The 15,008-nt window shown below is 73.9% G+C and carries 15 protein-coding genes; 7 read left to right on the top strand and 8 right to left on the bottom strand.

The window, feature by feature from the left end; genetic code table 11:
- Nucleotides 1–40 precede the first annotated feature (40 nt).
- Nucleotides 41–2,074 (bottom strand): clostripain-related cysteine peptidase, encoded by a 2,034-nt coding sequence (locus Q1V71_RS12965; RefSeq protein ID WP_300644238.1) that lies wholly within the window; start codon nt 2,072–2,074, stop codon nt 41–43.
- Nucleotides 2,075–2,232: 158 nt separating this feature from the next.
- Between Q1V71_RS12965 and Q1V71_RS12960 the strand changes: the two genes are divergently transcribed.
- Nucleotides 2,233–2,943, top strand: coding sequence for a methyltransferase (locus Q1V71_RS12960; protein WP_300644237.1), 711 nt, complete (start codon nt 2,233–2,235; stop codon nt 2,941–2,943).
- Between the two features lie 93 nt (nt 2,944–3,036).
- On the opposite strand, the gene Q1V71_RS12955 is transcribed toward Q1V71_RS12960, so the two are convergent.
- From Q1V71_RS12955 to Q1V71_RS12945, 3 genes are all read right to left on the bottom strand, one after another.
- A complete protein-coding gene (locus Q1V71_RS12955; RefSeq protein WP_300644236.1) occupies nt 3,037–3,204 on the bottom strand; it encodes a hypothetical protein in 168 nt (55 codons plus the stop codon).
- Nucleotides 3,201–3,677 carry a hypothetical protein gene (locus Q1V71_RS12950; RefSeq protein ID WP_300644235.1) on the bottom strand — a complete coding sequence of 159 codons (477 nt, stop codon included), beginning with the start codon at nt 3,675–3,677 and terminating at the stop codon, nt 3,201–3,203. Before Q1V71_RS12950 ends, Q1V71_RS12955 begins: the two co-directional genes overlap by 4 nt.
- 174 nt (nt 3,678–3,851) lie before the next feature.
- Entirely contained in the window at nt 3,852–4,790 is a 939-nt protein-coding gene (locus Q1V71_RS12945; RefSeq protein ID WP_300644234.1) for a sigma-70 family RNA polymerase sigma factor, read from the bottom strand.
- A 282-nt stretch (nt 4,791–5,072) separates the two neighbouring features.
- On the opposite strand from Q1V71_RS12945, the gene Q1V71_RS12940 reads away from it, so the two are divergent.
- Nucleotides 5,073–5,825, top strand: coding sequence for a GAF and ANTAR domain-containing protein (locus tag Q1V71_RS12940; RefSeq protein ID WP_300644233.1), 753 nt, complete (start codon nt 5,073–5,075; stop codon nt 5,823–5,825).
- A gap of 102 nt (nt 5,826–5,927) precedes the next feature.
- Here Q1V71_RS12940 and Q1V71_RS12935 read toward each other — a convergent pair whose 3' ends face one another.
- Entirely contained in the window at nt 5,928–6,683 is a 756-nt protein-coding gene (locus Q1V71_RS12935) for a LuxR C-terminal-related transcriptional regulator (RefSeq protein ID WP_300644232.1), read from the bottom strand.
- A 319-nt stretch (nt 6,684–7,002) separates the two neighbouring features.
- Between Q1V71_RS12935 and Q1V71_RS12930 the strand changes: the two genes are divergently transcribed.
- The gene (locus Q1V71_RS12930; protein ID WP_300644231.1) at nt 7,003–7,698 is read left to right on the top strand and encodes a GAF and ANTAR domain-containing protein; all 696 of its coding nucleotides are present in this window, start codon (nt 7,003–7,005) and stop codon (nt 7,696–7,698) included.
- Nucleotides 7,699–7,794: 96 nt separating this feature from the next.
- On the opposite strand, the gene Q1V71_RS12925 is transcribed toward Q1V71_RS12930, so the two are convergent.
- On the bottom strand, nt 7,795–8,232 hold the full coding sequence (locus Q1V71_RS12925) for an SRPBCC family protein (RefSeq protein WP_300644230.1): 438 nt from the start codon (nt 8,230–8,232) through the stop codon (nt 7,795–7,797).
- Between the two features lie 172 nt (nt 8,233–8,404).
- On the opposite strand from Q1V71_RS12925, the gene Q1V71_RS12920 reads away from it, so the two are divergent.
- Both Q1V71_RS12920 and Q1V71_RS12915 read left to right on the top strand, forming a co-directional pair.
- Nucleotides 8,405–9,877 carry an FAD-dependent oxidoreductase gene (locus Q1V71_RS12920; RefSeq protein ID WP_300644229.1) on the top strand — a complete coding sequence of 491 codons (1,473 nt, stop codon included), beginning with the start codon at nt 8,405–8,407 and terminating at the stop codon, nt 9,875–9,877.
- A 97-nt stretch (nt 9,878–9,974) separates the two neighbouring features.
- Nucleotides 9,975–10,391, top strand: coding sequence for a CBS domain-containing protein (locus Q1V71_RS12915; protein ID WP_300644228.1), 417 nt, complete (start codon nt 9,975–9,977; stop codon nt 10,389–10,391).
- Between the two features lie 65 nt (nt 10,392–10,456).
- On the opposite strand, the gene Q1V71_RS12910 is transcribed toward Q1V71_RS12915, so the two are convergent.
- Together Q1V71_RS12910 and Q1V71_RS12905 are read right to left on the bottom strand one after the other, a co-directional pair.
- Nucleotides 10,457–10,738 carry a hypothetical protein gene (locus tag Q1V71_RS12910; RefSeq protein ID WP_300644227.1) on the bottom strand — a complete coding sequence of 94 codons (282 nt, stop codon included), beginning with the start codon at nt 10,736–10,738 and terminating at the stop codon, nt 10,457–10,459.
- On the bottom strand, nt 10,735–11,313 hold the full coding sequence (locus tag Q1V71_RS12905) for a cysteine hydrolase family protein (protein WP_300644226.1): 579 nt from the start codon (nt 11,311–11,313) through the stop codon (nt 10,735–10,737). Before Q1V71_RS12905 ends, Q1V71_RS12910 begins: the two co-directional genes overlap by 4 nt.
- Before the next feature lie 101 nt (nt 11,314–11,414).
- Here Q1V71_RS12905 and Q1V71_RS12900 point away from each other — a divergent pair, with 101 nt between their 5' ends.
- A complete protein-coding gene (locus tag Q1V71_RS12900; RefSeq protein ID WP_300644225.1) occupies nt 11,415–11,960 on the top strand; it encodes a type 1 glutamine amidotransferase domain-containing protein in 546 nt (181 codons plus the stop codon).
- A gap of 635 nt (nt 11,961–12,595) precedes the next feature.
- Nucleotides 12,596–14,755, top strand: a complete 2,160-nt coding sequence (locus Q1V71_RS12895; RefSeq protein ID WP_300644224.1) for a DEAD/DEAH box helicase — start codon at nt 12,596–12,598, stop codon at nt 14,753–14,755.
- Nucleotides 14,756–15,008: the final 253 nt, after the last annotated feature.

Raw genomic sequence — 15,008 nt, 5'->3', positions numbered from 1 at the left:
CGACCTTTCCGGTGGCTCCGCCCTCCGGGAGCGAGCCCGGCTAAGGCACGGTGACCTGCGTGCCGGTGGTCGCGGAGTTCCCGCCGTAGTCGGTGGCGGTCAGCTCGACCCAGATCTCGGTGCCGGACTCCAGCGGCTCGAAGTCGTAGAGCAGGTTCGGGATGTCGGCGTAGAGCCCGACGTCGGTCGTCGGCTCCCAGATCCCCTCGCCGTCGGCGGTGTAGGTCAGCACGTCGGGCACGATGATGCCCTCGGGGTCGGGCGGGAGCTCGCCGTACCCCTGGCTGTCGGGGTCGTAGCCGTAGAGCGTCTCGCTGACGAAGCCGCCGCCCTCCACGTCGAGCACCGCGGAGAGCAGGGCCTCCTGCGGCGTCTCCGGGTCGTAGGAGGGGTAGTAGGTCAGCGGGATGTCGAGGTAGCCGTAGGCCAGGTCGTCGCTGAGGTCCAGGGCGAGGTAGCCGTAGGCGGTGTCGACCTGGTCGTCGAGGACCAGCACCGTCAGGTCGTAGGTGCCGTAGACCTCGGCGGTGTCGGGGTCGACGTCGGCGATCTCCTCGCCGAGGTAGGTGATCGACCCGTCGCCGTTGACCAGCCCGTAGGAGATGGTGGCGTCGGTGAGGTTGCCGAGCGCGGCGTCGGCGAAGCTCGCCTTCAGCTCCAGCGTGCCGTCCTCGGCGAAGTTCAGCGTGGGTCCGCTGCCGGCGACGTCGAACTCCGGCAGCTCGTCCTCGGGGATCGCGTCCCCGGCCTCGTAGTACTCCAGGAGCAGCTCCTCCCAGGGGTCCGCCTCGGCCACCTCCTGGTACGCCGGGTCGGCGAGGTCCGCCGAGGGCGGGAGGTAGACCGACAACCCGGTCGCGGCCGCGGTCGCGGGTCCGTTCACCGCGTCGACGACCACGTCGTCGAGGGCGGTGGTGATCGCCTCGGCCGGGGCCGAGACCTCCTCGGCGTCCGCGCCGATGGCCTCGACCAGCAGGCCGAGGTCGGAGTGGTTGCTGTCCTGCATCGGGTCGGGGCTCTTGCCGAAGGCCAGCACCGTGCTCTCCGCACGGCCCACGGCCGGCGCGACCTCCGGGGTCTGGCCGAGCTCGTCGCTGAAGGCCTCGACCGCCTCGTCGAGCGCCGGCATCCGGGTCAGGTCGATCATCGAGAGGGTGATGTCGGCCTCCGTGCCGGACTCGATCGCCTGCTGCTCGAAGCCGTCGAGGATGGCCGAACCGAAGGTCTCGGTGTCGGTGGTCGGGTCCTCGGCCAGCACCGAGAGGCTGCGGTAGTCCCAGCCGTGGCCGGGCTCGAGCTCCTGGGAGGCGACCATCCGCCGGGCCACGGGCGCCATCGCGCTGGCGACCTCGTAGCTGGCCATGAGGCAGGCGTCGAAGCCGAGCAGGTCCAGCTTGTCCACGCCGGCCTCCTCGAGGCCGGCGCTGATCCCGTCGCCGATGTCGATGAGGTCCAGCACGTCGTAGTCGGAGCCCTCGTCGGGTCCGATGCCCGGCCACCCGGCACCGTGGTCGGAGATGATCAGGGCGTACTTGTCGGCGGGGTGGTCCGCGATGCCCTGGGCGATGAAGTCGGCCAGCGTCGCGGGGTCGGCGGAGTTCACGTCACCCAGGTCGACCACCAGCTCGGTGCGGCCCGGCTCGGTGAGGTCCAGCACCCGCCCGCCCACCCAGTCGCCCTGGTCGAGCAGCGGCTCCTCGCCGTACCCGACGTTGCGGTCGACGAAGGCGCGCACCTTCAGCTCGTCGGTCGAGCCGACCTCGCCGGCCTCGTTGATGTCGGTGACCATGAAGGGCTCGAGGTCGGTGTCGGCCATCGAGTAGATGAGCACCGTCCAGGTCTCGCCGGGCTGCTCCACGTCGGCGGCCGGGGCCTGCGCCCCGCCCCCGCCGCTGTCGCCGCCGGACCCGCAGCCGGCCAGGGCCGGGGTGGCGAGGAGCGCGAGCAGGGCGAGTGCTGCCAGTGGGCGTGCGGAGGACAGTCGCGCGGTGCGAGTCGTGGTGCGGGTCGTGGAGCGGTGTGTGGAGCGGAGGAGGGAGCCGGCGCCGAGCCGCCGTGCACGCGCACGGGTCATGTCGGCAGGCTAGGGCGGCGCGAGCCCGGGAGGGGCGGATCGCGGCGCGGGCGCAGCCTGGTCCAGACCCCCGGTGGGGCGCGGCTCACGTCTGCTCGACATCGGACTCACCCGCATGATCGAAGTCGCGGCGACGGCACCCGGGATGGACTGGGCAGATGCAGACCTCGGCCCCCACCGCGACCGCTGACCAGACCGTCCTCCCCTCCGTCCCGAATCCGGCAGGGGGCAGCCACGACCTCCTCGACGTCGATCCCGGTGACCGGCGCACCGCCTTCGTCGGCCGGCTCGAGATCGCGTGGGACCCGCGCATCCTCGAGCCGCGGCCCTGGACCGCCGAGCAGTCCCGCTGGGCGGCCCGTCTGCTGACGACCCTGCCCCCGGGACCGGTGCTGGAGCTGTGCAGCGGGGCCGGGCACATCGGCCTGCTGGCCGTCGCCGGCACCCGCCGCGAGCTCGTCTGCGTCGACCGCGAGCCCGTCGCGACGGCGTACGCCGCCGACAACGCCGCACGCAACGGCATCGGCCAGCAGGTGCACGCCCGGACGGCCACGATCGAGCAGGTGGCCGAGGAGCCGACCCGCTACGCGCTGGTGATCGCCGACCCGCCGTGGGTGCCGTCGGCCGGGGTCGACCGCTTCCCCGAGGACCCGCCGGGCGCCATCGACGGCGGCCCCGACGGCACCGACCTCGCGGTGGCCTGCGTGCGCACCGCTGCCCGGGTGCTGCTGCCCGGCGGGGCGCTGGTGCTCCAGCTCGGCACCGGCGAGCAGGCGACCGGCGCCGTCGCCGACGCTGCCGCAGCCCACGGGCTCACCGTCGACGAGGTCCGCCCCTGCCTCGGCGGGGTCCTGGTGCTCCTGCGCTGAGCAACCGCCGGACGCCGGACCGGCGCATCGTCCCGTACGAGCTGCCCGGAACGATGCGTCGGCCCGAGGAGATGACGGTTGCGGCGGGGAAGGTCAGAGCAGGGCGGCAGGCGCGGAACCGGCAGCGAGGCCACCGATGACGGGATTCTCCTCGCGGTCCACGTCGTCGCCGGAGACGAGCCCGACGACGAGCATGATCGCCAGGCCGATCACGAAGAACCCGACGACGATGGCGACGATCGCCTTGGTGCGGTCGTTCACGACGACGCTCCTTCCGGGCTGGGGGCCAGGTCGGGGCGGGCCTCGTGGTGGCGGCGGCCCTGGGTGCGGTGGGACTCCTTCATCTCCGCCTCGTGCACGTGGCGGCGACCCTGCACGAGCTGCTCGCGCACCTCGCGCTCGAGCCCGGTGAAGGCCGAGTAGTAGTGGTCGTCGTAGTCCTCGACGATCTGGAAGGTCCACCGGCCGGCGATGACGTTGCGGCCGACCAGCTCGTCGTCCAGGCGCTGCGCCAGCTCGTTGTGGCCGGCCTCGCGGAAGAGGTCCACGGCCTCGCGCAAGCAGCGCTCGGTGTCGCCGGTGCGGCGGTGGAAGGCGTAGAGGTGACCCCGGGACTCCTCGCAGAGGTCCAGGGCCTTGCTCAGCCGCCCGATCGCCTCGACGGTGGCGTCGCTGACGCCGTCGGGGCGCGTGTGCTCGGGAGCGGGTACGTCATCGTGCGGGTGCTCAGGCATGCCGGGAGGGTTCCCGCTGGGCCGGTCGCGGCACCCACCTCGGAGGGTGATGCCGCGCCGGCGCTCCTGCCGGACGGTCGAGCGGGCAGGTCCTCGCACGGTCCTGCCCGCCCGACCCGACTGCCCTGGTGACGAGCGGGCAGGTCTTCGCGACAGTCCTGCCCGCTCGGCGTCTCAGGCGGCGTGTCCGGGGCCGGTCCGTCCCCGCAGTGCGGGTCCGTCCAGCTGGTCGCGCAGGCGCCGCAGGATCCGGTGCAGCAGCCGTGACACGTGGGTCTGCGTGACCCCGAGCCGCTCGGCGATCTGGCCCTGGGTGAGCTCCTCGACGAAGCGCAGCTGCACCACGAGCCGGTCCCGCTCGCCGAGGCTGGCCAGCGCCGGGCGCAGGGAGAGCAGGTCGTCGATCCGGTCGAACCCGGCGTCCTCGCTCAACCGGCCGACCAGGGTCGGGCCGGTCTTGCCGTCGCCGCCGTCGAGCGGCTTGTCGAGGGAGAGGGCGCTCCACGCGTGGTGCACGTTGAGCGCCTGGGCGCACTCGGCCACCGTGACGGCCAGGGCCTCGGCGAGCTCCTCGAGGGTGGGCTCGCGCCCGAGCAGCTGCAGGAGCCGGTCGGACTCCTTGCGGGCGCGGGCCTCGAGCTCCTGCAGTGCCCGGGGCGGACGCACCGACCACGAGCGGTCGCGGAAGTGCCGCTGCACCTCCCCGCGGATCGTGGGCACGGCGAAGCTCAGCAGGTCCTCGGCCTTGGTCGGGTCGAAGCGCCTCACGGCCTTGACCAGGCCCTCGTAGGCGGCCTGGGTCAGGTCGTCGCCGTCGACACCACGACGGCGGTAGCGCGCGGCGACGGCCTCGGCCACGCCGGTGTTGAGCCGCACGACGCTGGTGAGCACCAGCTGACGGGCCGGCCGGTCGGCCGGGAGCCCGTGGGCGAACGCGACGAGCGCGGTCGTCGTACGTCGTCGGGCGTCGTCGCCCGGGTGGCCGGCCCGCGCGGGGCGCGTCGCGGGCTCGGCGTCGCCGGGCACGGGCAGGAACGGGCGGGTGGGGTCGGGGGTGTGCTCGTCGTCTGCCGCGACGGGCAGAACCGGAGAGGGCGGGAGATGGATCGCCATGGGGCGGCTCCTGGGTGGTGCCACGCTGAAAAGGTGGCTGCGCAGGGAACCGGCTGTTCTGCAGCTCCCTAGATCCCTCCACCGTAGGCGTCGACGTGGCTCCCGGCTAGGTGAGAGGGTGACCGAAAGGGTGATATGTCTGGTGGAGGCTGTCCCAGCCCGGATCATCGAACGCTTGGCCCCGTCGCGGCTCGCCCGCGACGGGGAGCCGTCCGCGGCCGCCGACGAGCTCCGAGGGTCCCGGCGCACGCCATCCCCCGACTCGGCCGGAGGTGCCGCACGATGACCACCGACTCCCTCGCCACCCCTGACGACGCCGCCGCGCACCTGGAGGCCCCAGCCGCCGACACCGGTCTCGCCGCCTGGCTGGCGGAGGTCTCCCAGCACCTGCTGCCCGACGGCAACGCCGGGCTGACCACCGACCTGGTCGTCCAGCGGGCGCTCGAGGTCATCCCCAAGGCCGACGGGTGCGGACTGACGCTGCGTGGGCGACGGGGGGTCCTCGGCACGGCGGCCTCGACCTCGGAGCAGGTGTCGCAGGCCGACCACGCGCAGTACGACCTCGACGAAGGACCCTGCCTGGAGTCGGCCGAGGGAGCGGGCAGCTTCCGCAGCCACGACCTCGCGGCGGACAGCCGCTGGTCGCGCTGGTCGCCGCGGGCCGTCGAGATCGGCTTCCGGTCCGTGCTCTCCATCCGCCTGCACACCGAGCGGGAGGAGATCGGGGCGATCAACCTGTACGCCGCGGACCCGCACGCCTTCGACGACGACGCCGTCAACGTCGCCGAGGTCTACGCGAGCCTCGCGGCCTCGGCGCTGAGCCAGGCCAAGCTGGTCGAGGGCCTGCGGACCGCCGTGGACTCCCGGCACCAGATCGGGGTCGCGCAGGGCATCCTCATGGCCCGCTACGCTCTGCGCACCGACCAGGCCTTCGAGGTGCTGCGCCGGCTCTCCAACGACCACAACCTGCCGCTGCGGCAGGTGGCTGCCCGCATCGTCGAGGTGGTCGGCATCCCCGAGGAGATGGCCCGCTAGGAGCCGTCACCTGGTCCGGGCACGGGACGGCCCGGCTGCCGAGGGGGGGCGGTCGGTCAGCCGGGCCGCGACCCGGTGGTGGGAGGTCGGGTGGGCGAGCGGTCAGACCGCGGCCAGCCGGCTGCCGGGATCGATCGCGACCTCGTCGTCCGGCAGCGCGGGGACTTCGCTGGTCTCCAGGTGCTCGGCCACCCACATGGCGGCGTCGACGCGACGCTCGACGCCGATCTTGCGGTAGGCCGCACGCACGAAGGTCTTGACCGAGTTGATGCTGAGGTAGCAGCGCGCCGCGATCTCGTCGTTGCTCAGCCCGGCGGCGATGAGCACGAGCATCTGCCGCTCGCGCTGGCTCAGGCTCTGGGCCGCGGACCCGCGGGCGCCCGTGCCGGGGCCGCTCACCTCGGGCGCGGGCTTGCGGAACGCGTGCCGGATGGCCGCGGCCAGCATCGGCCCGTCGGCGCTCTTGGGCAGCCAGCCGTCGGGGTCGGGACCGGCGGCGGGGGTCTTGAGCAGGCGACGCTGCTCCTCGGGCCACGCGAGCGCCAGGCAGGTCCAGCCGGCGGCGCGGGCGGCGGTCACCGCGGCGGCGTACGACGCAGGCGGGGCGCCCGCGTCGTGCAGCAGCACGCCGCGCTGCGGGGCGCTGCCGATGGTGGCGCTCGGCACCAGGTGCACGCCGGGCTGGTCGGAGAGCAGGGCGACGAGCCCCACGGAAAGAGGGCTCTGCCACTCGGGCAGCGAGACCAGGACGGTGCCTGGTCCTGCGGTCGGGGGCTCGGTGGGGCCGGCGCCGACGGTGCCGGCAGGGGTGGCGGCGACCCGGGTCGCCGGGGCAGGGGGGGTGGTGCTGCGGGGCATGGTGCTGGCCTCCTCTGGTGGGGGTGGACTGCTGGTACCCACGTCGCACGGATCCACTCCTACGGATCCACTCCTACCGGCCCACCGCAGCACCTGCAGGCGGAGCGAGGTGCCGTCGACACCGGCACGCCCCGCCCCGACGATCGGCCCGACGATCGGCCCGGCGATCGGGCCGGACGACCGGGTGGGGCGACGGGTTCCGTCCCGACACGGTCCGAGGCGTGTCGTGATGTGCGCACGTTCGGTGCGGCAGGGCATGATGCGCCCTGCCTGGAGAAGACGGGCGCAGCTGCAGAGCCTTTCTCCTAGGTGGTCCCGAATGTCGCGCGAGGATCTCGCGTCCCTGCTCGCCCAGGTCTCCCACGACCTCGCCGCCGAGCGCGACGAGTCCCAGACCGCCAGCCGCATCTGCGCGCTCGCGGTCGAGGTCGTCGACGGGTGCGAGCACGCCACCCTCACCGTCCGCGGTCGGCGCGGCCGCCTGGTCCCCGCGGGCGCCACCTCCCCCGTGGCCGAGCGGCTCGAGGAGCACCAGCTCAGCGGTGGCGACGGCCCCACGATCGACGCCTTCGCCTCGGCCGAGCCGGTGGTCGGTCTCGACCTCGGCGAGGAGCGGCGGTGGACGCAGTGGCGCGACCTGGCCGTGCAGCAGGGGGTCGCCTCGGTGCTCGCCCTGCCCATGGTCTCCGGCGACCGCACCCAGGCGGTGATCACGCTGCTCGGCGCCGAGGCGGGAGCCTGGTCGGGACCGGCTTACGACGTCGCGCTGCTCTACGCCACGCATGCGGCCGCCGCCCTGGACGCCGCCAAGGTGATCACCGGCCTGGAGAGCGCGCTCGGGACCCGGCACCAGATCGGTGTCGCCCAGGGGGTGCTGATGGAGCGGCACCGGCTCACGACCGCCGGGGCGTTCGCGGTGCTGCAGCGCTACTCCAGCACGCGCAACGAGCGGCTGGCCGACGTCGCGGCCCAGGTGGTCAAGGACGCCGAGGAGGCCGCGCGCCGGCCGGACTGACTCCGGCCCCCACGAACGGTCGCGGCCGCCGCAACACCCCCTGCGCGGCGGCCGCGACCCCCCTGACCCCCGACAGGGGTGCTCGCGGGACGGGCCTCAGCCCGCGCGGCGCTCGGCCACGAAGGCCAACCGGCGCAACGTCTCGGTGTTGCGCCAGGTCAGCGGCGGCTGGCGCAGCGGGGAGGGCACGAGCTTGCCCGGACCGGTGCGCGCGTCCTCGCGGATCGTGACCAGGGTACCGGCGCCCTCGGGCTCCAGTGTGATCTCGACCTCCGCCTCGCCCGCGGGCCAGGCACGGGCGTGCAGGCGCAGCAGCGACCCGCTCCGGCACTCCACGGACTCCGTGGTGTCGTCGAGCAGCAGCGGCCAGGTGCCGACCGAGTGGTGCAGCCGGGTCCCGCTGGCGGGCCAGCCGGGGTCGACCTCGCGCATCCGGGAGGCGCCGACCACCCACAGCGGGTAGAGCCAGCCGTCGGTGAGGACGTCCCAGACCCGTTCGGGCGTGGTGTCGATGACGCGTCGGTTGGTGCTCATGCTCCACGGGGTTCCCCGCCCCACGGCGGTCAAGCGCACTCGCTCGGGTGACCTCGCCGACCCTGGACCGGCCGAGGGGGTGGGGCTGCCGGGCTCCGCGCGGGGCACCACCCAGCCGCGCACACGCGCCCAGGAACCTCACGAGCACGCACGCAGCGGACGGGAAGAAGACATGGCGGAGAGCATCTGGTGGAAGCAGCGTGGTGGTGCCGGGGCGGGTTCCGGCCCGGGCCACGGCGCGGACCTCCTCACCGCGGCGCACCACGACGTCGTCGTGGTCGGGGCCGGACTCACCGGCCTGACGACCGCGCTGCTGCTGGCCGAAGCCGGGCTCTCGGTGCTGGTCGTCGAGGCCCGGCACACGGGCGCGGTCACGTCGGGTCGCACCACGGGCAAGGTCTCCGCGCTCCAGGGCACGCTGCTCTCCAGCGCGGCCCGCTCCGCGCGCTGGGAGTCGGTCCAGGCGTACGTCGGCAGCACGCTCGCCGCACAGGAGTGGCTGCGCCGGCGGGCCGGTGACCTCGGGCTCGCGCTCCAGGAGCGGCCCGCGCTCACCTGGGGCGAGGGCCCCGACGGGGTGGAGGCGGTCGAGCGGGAGCACCGGGTCGCCCTCGACCTGGGCCTGCCCGTGGAGCTGGTCGAGGACCCGGACCTGCCGGTCCCAGCGGACCGGGCCGTCGTGCTGCGCGACCAGCTGCAGCTGGACCCGGTCGACCTCGTGACCGGCCTGGCAGCGGCGTACACCGCCGCCGGCGGGCACCTGGTCGCTGGCTGGCGGATGCGACGCGTGCGCCAGCGCAAGGACCGGGTGCGCGTCCAGCTGCACCCGACCGACGGGGGAGCAGCGACCGAGGTGAGCGCCCGGCACGTGGTGCTCGCGACGGGCGCACCGACCGTCGACCGGCGCCTGCACTTCGCGCGGGTGACCGCCCAGCGCAGCTACCTCCTGGCCTTCGAGGTGGGGGAGGAGCCGGTCGAGATGGCGCTGGCCGCCAGCGGCCCCTCCCGCAGCTTTCGCGGCGCGAGGATCGGTGGACGCCCGGTGCTGCTGGCCGGCGGCTCGGGCCACCCCACGGCCCGCGACGGCCGGGAGCCGGGACAGGCCGACGCGGTCCGTGCCTGGGTCGACGAGCACTGGAGTGGCGCCCGTGAGCTGGGTCGCTGGTCGGCGCAGGACTACAGCACCACCGACCACCTCCCGCTCGTCGGCAGCCTCGGCGGGGCGTCCCCGGACGTCCACCTCGCCACCGGCTTCAACAAGTGGGGCATCAGCAGCGGCATCGCGGCCGCGCTGGCCCTGCGCGGCACCCTCACCGGCGAGCCCGTCGGTTGGGCCGACCCGCTCTACGACCGACCCTGGCGGTGGCGCGACGCACCGGCCCTGGCGGCGGTCCAGGCCGGTGTGGTCCGCGGCGGGGCGGAGGCGCTCGTCCGCGCTGTCGACCCCCGCACGCGCACGCCGCAGCGTGCCGTCTCGGGGGAGTGCGCCGTGGCGCCCGTGTGCACCCACCTCGGCGGGCCGCTGCGCTGGAACGACCTGGAGGGCAGCTACGACTGCCCCCTCCACGGGTCCCGGTTCGGCCCGGACGGCGAGGTGCTGGAGGGGCCGGCGACCCGACCCCTCCTGCGTCGCCGCCGCGGCTGACCGGGTCGCTCCGGCAGGTCACCCGATGGAGCGGCATGAGCGTCGGAGCAGCGGTTACCAGTCGTGGGCCCGTCACCCATCCACGAGGAGGAGAGACATGACGACCGCACGAGACCTCATGACCGCGGGCGCCGAGTGCGCGCGCACCGACGAGACGGTGTCGCAGGCGGCGCAGAAGATGCGCGACCTCGGCGTCGGAGCCCTGCCGATCTGCGGCGAGGACGACCGGCTCGCCGGGATGATCACCGACCGCGACATCGTGCTGCGCTGCGTCGCGCAGGGCCACGACACCACGCAGATGACCGTGGCGGACTACGCCGACGGCAAGCCGGTCACGATCGGCGCCGACGACGACGTCGCGGAGGCGCTGCGCACCATGCTCGAGCACGACGTACGCCGGCTGCCGGTCATCGACGGCCACGACCTGGTGGGCATCCTCAGCCAGGCCGACGTGGCGCGGGCGCTCCCGGCCCAGCAGGTCGGCGAGCTGGTCGCGGGCATCTCCAGCCCCTGACCCCCACGGACGAGGGCCGGGTCCAGCAGCGCGGCCCGGTCCTCCCCGTCCGCGGACCGAGCTGTTCAGGCCCGGTCGCCCGCTGCCCCGGCCCTCGCCCGCACCCAGGTGGTCGTGCCGGCGGGCAGCCCCTTGAGCTTCGGAGCGCCGTCGCAGGCGGTCACCAACAGCGGCGGCGAGCCCTCGAAGGACCACTTCAGGTGGTGGTAGACGCGCGAGAGCGTGTCGTCGCTGTCGACCAGCAGCAGGTGGTCCTCGGCCCGCAGGACCTCGCGCCACGGCCCGTCGACCACGCCCGACAGACCGGGGTCGAAGGGCTCCGGCGACCAGGCGAGGTAGACCGTCACCGTCCCGGTCCCTGCGTCGCGCCCGCCCACCGGGCCACCACCTCGTCGGCGGTCAGCACCTCCTGGCGGTGCTGGTCGTGCAGCATGACCAGCGTGTGGTCGTGCTCCTCCCAGCTGACCGACGCCGTCGCGTCCGAGACGAGCACGACCGCGAGGTCCCGGGCGAAGGCGTCGCGCGCCGAGGCGGCGATGCAGGACTCGGTGCTCACCCCGCACAGCACGACCCGGCGTACGTCCTGGGCGCGCAGGACCTGCTCGAGCGTGGTGCCGAAGAAGACGCTGTCGCGGGTCTTCTCGACCACGGTCGCCGGTCCGGGCTCGAGGCCAGCGACCCGCTCGGCCCCGGGCGTGCCCCGGACGGTGACACCCTGGTCGTCCTCGAGCATCGTCAGCGTCCAGGTGCTCCGGTCGGGCTCGTGGACGGTGCGCACCTCCAGCACCGGTACGCCGCTGCGGTGCGCGGCCACGACCAGCCGGTTGCACGTCGCGACGAGGTCCTCGCGACAGCGGTCGAGCTCGGCGTCGGAGAACCAGTCGGACTGCAGGTCGATGAGCAGCAGCGCGTCGTGTGCCATGCGCGCCACGTACCCGCTGCCCAGCCGACGCGTGCGTACCCGGACGGGTGGCCACCCCTGAGGGCGGTGGTGGGATCCGGGTGCCCCTTTACCGTCGAGGGATGACCACGATCGCATTCCTGACTGCGTCCGAAGGCATCGAGAAGGCCGAGCTGGTGGAGCCCTGGCAGGCGGTGACCGACGCCGGCCACGAGGCGGTGCTGCTCTCCCCGGAGTCCGGTGAGGTCCAGCTCTTCGAGCACCTCGACAAGGCCGAGACCCGACCCGTGGACAAGGAGGTCGGCAGCGCCTCGATCGACGACTACGCCGCCCTCGTGCTGCCCGGCGGGGTCGCCAACCCCGACGCGCTGCGGATGGACGAGGCCGCGGTGGCCTTCATCCGCGACTTCGTCGCCTCGGGCAAGCCCGTCGCGGCGATCTGCCACGCGCCCTGGACCCTCGTCGAGGCCGGCGTGCTCGACGGCCGCACCCTCACCTCCTGGCCCAGCCTGCAGACCGACATCCGCAACGCCGGCGGCACCTGGGTCGACGAGCCGGTCGTCACCGACGGCAACCTGATCACCAGCCGCAACCCCGACGACATCCCGTCGTTCAACAACGCGCTGCTCGAGGCGGTCGCGCACGGGGCGGGCAGCACCGGCTCCTGAGCCGCACCAGCTCCTCCGCAGGGGCGTCGGGCCACGAGGTCCGGCGCCCCTGTGTCGTCATCGGCCCGGTCGCGCCCCGACGGCGCCGGGATCCCGGACGCGCCCACGGGCCGGGCGTGGGAGCCCCCCGGCGCACGCTCGTCCCGTCCGGGCGCGGCGGTCTCGGACCCCTGCTCCCAGGGGCCGCGACCGGGGAGGATTCCGGCCCCCGGCCGCGGCTGTCATCCGGCCATCACCCCTACGGGTGGAAGCACCACCCGGATGTGGTGATTCGGCGATCGGCGACATCGACAAGCCTGCGTCGCCGACGCGGTGCCCAATCACACCCAGCAGGGTGGAGCGACAGGGGACCGGGGACCGGGGACCGCGCGAGGTGTTCCCGCTCACGTGGCAGCGGACGCGGGTGCCTGTGACGCGAGTCGTGGGGGATGCCGCGGCGCCGCGGGTCGTGTGAGACGATCGAGGAGTCCGCCCCACCGTGGCACCCCGCTCCCGGCAGCGCCCAGCAGCGCACCAGAGGCAGCGAGAGGACACCCGGTGCGGACACCGGCCCCGCCGAGGACCTGCGATCGGTCCCGGACAGCCGAACCCAGCCCGGCCGCACCTCGCCATCCGGGCCCACGGAGGAGGAGCGAGTGGCTCGACGAGCCCAGCGTCGTACCAACGGTCAGCGACCCCAGCGACGGGTGCGCGACCTCGACAACGAGGGGATCATCCCCGTGCTGGCCCGCGCCGTGCGCGAGGTCGAGGGCTCGGCCCAGCGGGGCGCCGTGCCGCCGAGCGCGCGCACGAAGTTCCAGGTCGTGGCCCTGCTCGTCCGCGAGGAGCGGGCCCGGATCAAGGCCGACACCGAGGTCTCGGACTCCCAGCGCGCCGAGCAGCTCAAGCGCCTCGACGGCATCGCCACCATCCTCGCCAAGACCGCCACCCGCGACACGACCCTGCTGCACCTGCTGGCCGAGGACGCCGAGATCGGCGAGGCCGCTGAGGACCTGCGCCGCGACATGCAGCGCCGGGCCGGCCTCGAGGTCGAGGAGCCCGAGCCCGAGGAGGAGGTCGACGGCGAGGGCACGGTCGAGAAGCGGATCGTCCCGCAGAGCGTGGTCTCCCGCCGCCTCGCCAACCCCTTCCTCACCCCCGACTTCTCCGGCGCCGCCCTCAAGGCCCGCCCCCGCCGGCTCGCCGGCTGGGAGCTGCTCGGCCCGCTCTTCCGCTCCTTCGAGTACGGCGGCAACGCTGCGTGCATGCCGCTGCCCGAGCCCGGCTCGCTGGTCGCCCCGGGCGGGCGCGAGCTGATGAAGCACCAGTCGCAGGTGGTCGAGGCCGCCGCCCAGGGCCACCGCACCTTCCTCCTGGCCGACGAGCCCGGCCTCGGCAAGACCGCCCAGGCGCTGCTGGCCGCGCAGGCCGCCGACGCCTACCCCCTGCTCGTCGTCGTGCCCAACGTCGTGAAGACCAGCTGGGCTCGCGAGGTCGGCACCTGGACGCCGCAGCGCACCGCGACGGTCATCCACGGCGACGGCTGGGACGTCGACGGCTGGGCCGACATCGTCGTCGTGAACTACGAGATCCTCGACCGGCACGTGGGCTGGCTGGGCGACTTCGGGTTCAAGGGGATGGTCGTCGACGAGGCGCACTTCATCAAGAACAAGACCTCCCAGCGCTCCCAGCACGTCCTGCACCTCGCCGACCGCATCCGCGCCCGCTACGCCCGACCGCTGATGATGGCGCTGACCGGCACGCCGCTGATCAACGACATCGAGGACTTCCGCGCGATCTGGCAGTTCCTGGGCTGGATCGACGACACCATGCCGCTCGGCCCGCTGATGGAGGCTCTGGAGGAGACCGGGCTGACCCCGGCCGACGGCCCCTCCTTCTACGCCGCCGCCCGCAACGCCGTCGTCCAGCAGGGCATCGTGCGGCGCCGCAAGGTCGACGTCGCCGCCGACATCCCGGCGCGTCGCGTGGCCGACCTGCCGGTCGAGCTCGACGACGCGGTCGGCCGCTCCATCCGCGCCGCCGAGACCGAGCTGGCCCGCCGGATGGTCGCGAGGTACCACACGGCCCTGGAGACCCGGGTCTCCGGACGCGTCGTCGACGGCATCGACCACGAGCTGGTCCGCCGGGTCGCGGGCTGGGAGCTGGAGGACTCCTCCAACAAGAAGGACGGGGAGAACGTCTTCTCCATGGTCCGCCGCATCGGCCAGGCCAAGGCCGGGCTCGCCGCGGACTACGCCGCCCAGCTGGCGCGCAACGTCGGCAAGGTCGTCTTCTTCGCCAAGCACGTCGATGTCATGGACACCGCCGAAGCCCTCTTCGCCGAGCGCGGCCTGAAGTACACCTCCATCCGCGGCGACCAGACGCCCAAGGCCCGAGAGGCCGCGATCGACGCCTTCGTCAACGACCCGGAGGTCTCGATCGTCGTCTGCTCGCTCATGGCCGCCGGCGTGGGTCTCAACCTCCAGGTGGCCTCCAACCTGGTGCTGGCCGAGCTGTCGTGGACCGACGCCGAGCAGACCCAGGCGATCGACCGCATCCACCGCATCGGCCAGGAGCTCCCGGTCACCGCGTGGCGCGTCATCGCCGCGCACACCATCGACACCCGCATCGCCGAGCTGATCGACTCCAAGGCCGGGCTCGCGGCGCGGGCGCTCGATGGCTCCGACGAGGAGATCGGCGCCAGCTCCGACGTGCAGCTCGAGGCCCTGGTCTCGTTGCTCACCGAGGCGCTGGAGCGCGAGGAGGGGGCCGCCGCCCGGCGTACCCGTGCCTACGCCGAGGCGCTCGTCGACTGACCCACGTCGCCACGTCACGCGGGCTGCGGGGCGGCCGCACGAGGACATTCCATCGGCTGGCCGCTGAAGCCGGCACGCGGCGCCGGGGTGGGGCCGGCCCGCTAGGTTCCACCTCAGTGTCAGGGTGAGGCTCGCCGCGATCAGCGGCTGGTTGGATCCTGAGCACCCGGTGTCTGGCTCATAGGTTCATTGTCGCCTTCGGGTTGATGAGCATGCGTTTTGCCGGCATCGGGTGTGAAGGACCGGCCGGCGT

This window comes from Nocardioides sp. (assembly GCF_030149505.1).
In the GTDB taxonomy this organism is placed as follows: Bacteria; Actinomycetota; Actinomycetes; order Propionibacteriales; family Nocardioidaceae; genus Nocardioides.
This window is presented reverse-complemented; position numbering and strand designations above follow the sequence as displayed.

Excerpts from the sequence above, each read along its gene's own strand:
- Q1V71_RS12965 (WP_300644238.1), bottom strand. The coding sequence starts at position 2,074 with ATGACCCGTGCGCGTGCACGGCGGCTCGGCGCCGGCTCCCTCCTCCGC.
- Q1V71_RS12960 (WP_300644237.1), top strand. The coding sequence starts at position 2,233 with ATGCAGACCTCGGCCCCCACCGCGACCGCTGACCAGACCGTCCTCCCC.
- Q1V71_RS12950 (WP_300644235.1), bottom strand. The coding sequence starts at position 3,677 with ATGCCTGAGCACCCGCACGATGACGTACCCGCTCCCGAGCACACGCGC.
- Q1V71_RS12945 (WP_300644234.1), bottom strand. The coding sequence starts at position 4,790 with ATGGCGATCCATCTCCCGCCCTCTCCGGTTCTGCCCGTCGCGGCAGAC.
- Q1V71_RS12940 (WP_300644233.1), top strand. The coding sequence starts at position 5,073 with ATGACCACCGACTCCCTCGCCACCCCTGACGACGCCGCCGCGCACCTG.
- Q1V71_RS12935 (WP_300644232.1), bottom strand. The coding sequence starts at position 6,683 with ATGCCCCGCAGCACCACCCCCCCTGCCCCGGCGACCCGGGTCGCCGCC.
- Q1V71_RS12930 (WP_300644231.1), top strand. The coding sequence starts at position 7,003 with ATGTCGCGCGAGGATCTCGCGTCCCTGCTCGCCCAGGTCTCCCACGAC.
- Q1V71_RS12925 (WP_300644230.1), bottom strand. The coding sequence starts at position 8,232 with ATGAGCACCAACCGACGCGTCATCGACACCACGCCCGAACGGGTCTGG.
- Q1V71_RS12920 (WP_300644229.1), top strand. The coding sequence starts at position 8,405 with ATGGCGGAGAGCATCTGGTGGAAGCAGCGTGGTGGTGCCGGGGCGGGT.
- Q1V71_RS12915 (WP_300644228.1), top strand. The coding sequence starts at position 9,975 with ATGACGACCGCACGAGACCTCATGACCGCGGGCGCCGAGTGCGCGCGC.
- Q1V71_RS12905 (WP_300644226.1), bottom strand. The coding sequence starts at position 11,313 with ATGGCACACGACGCGCTGCTGCTCATCGACCTGCAGTCCGACTGGTTC.
- Q1V71_RS12900 (WP_300644225.1), top strand. The coding sequence starts at position 11,415 with ATGACCACGATCGCATTCCTGACTGCGTCCGAAGGCATCGAGAAGGCC.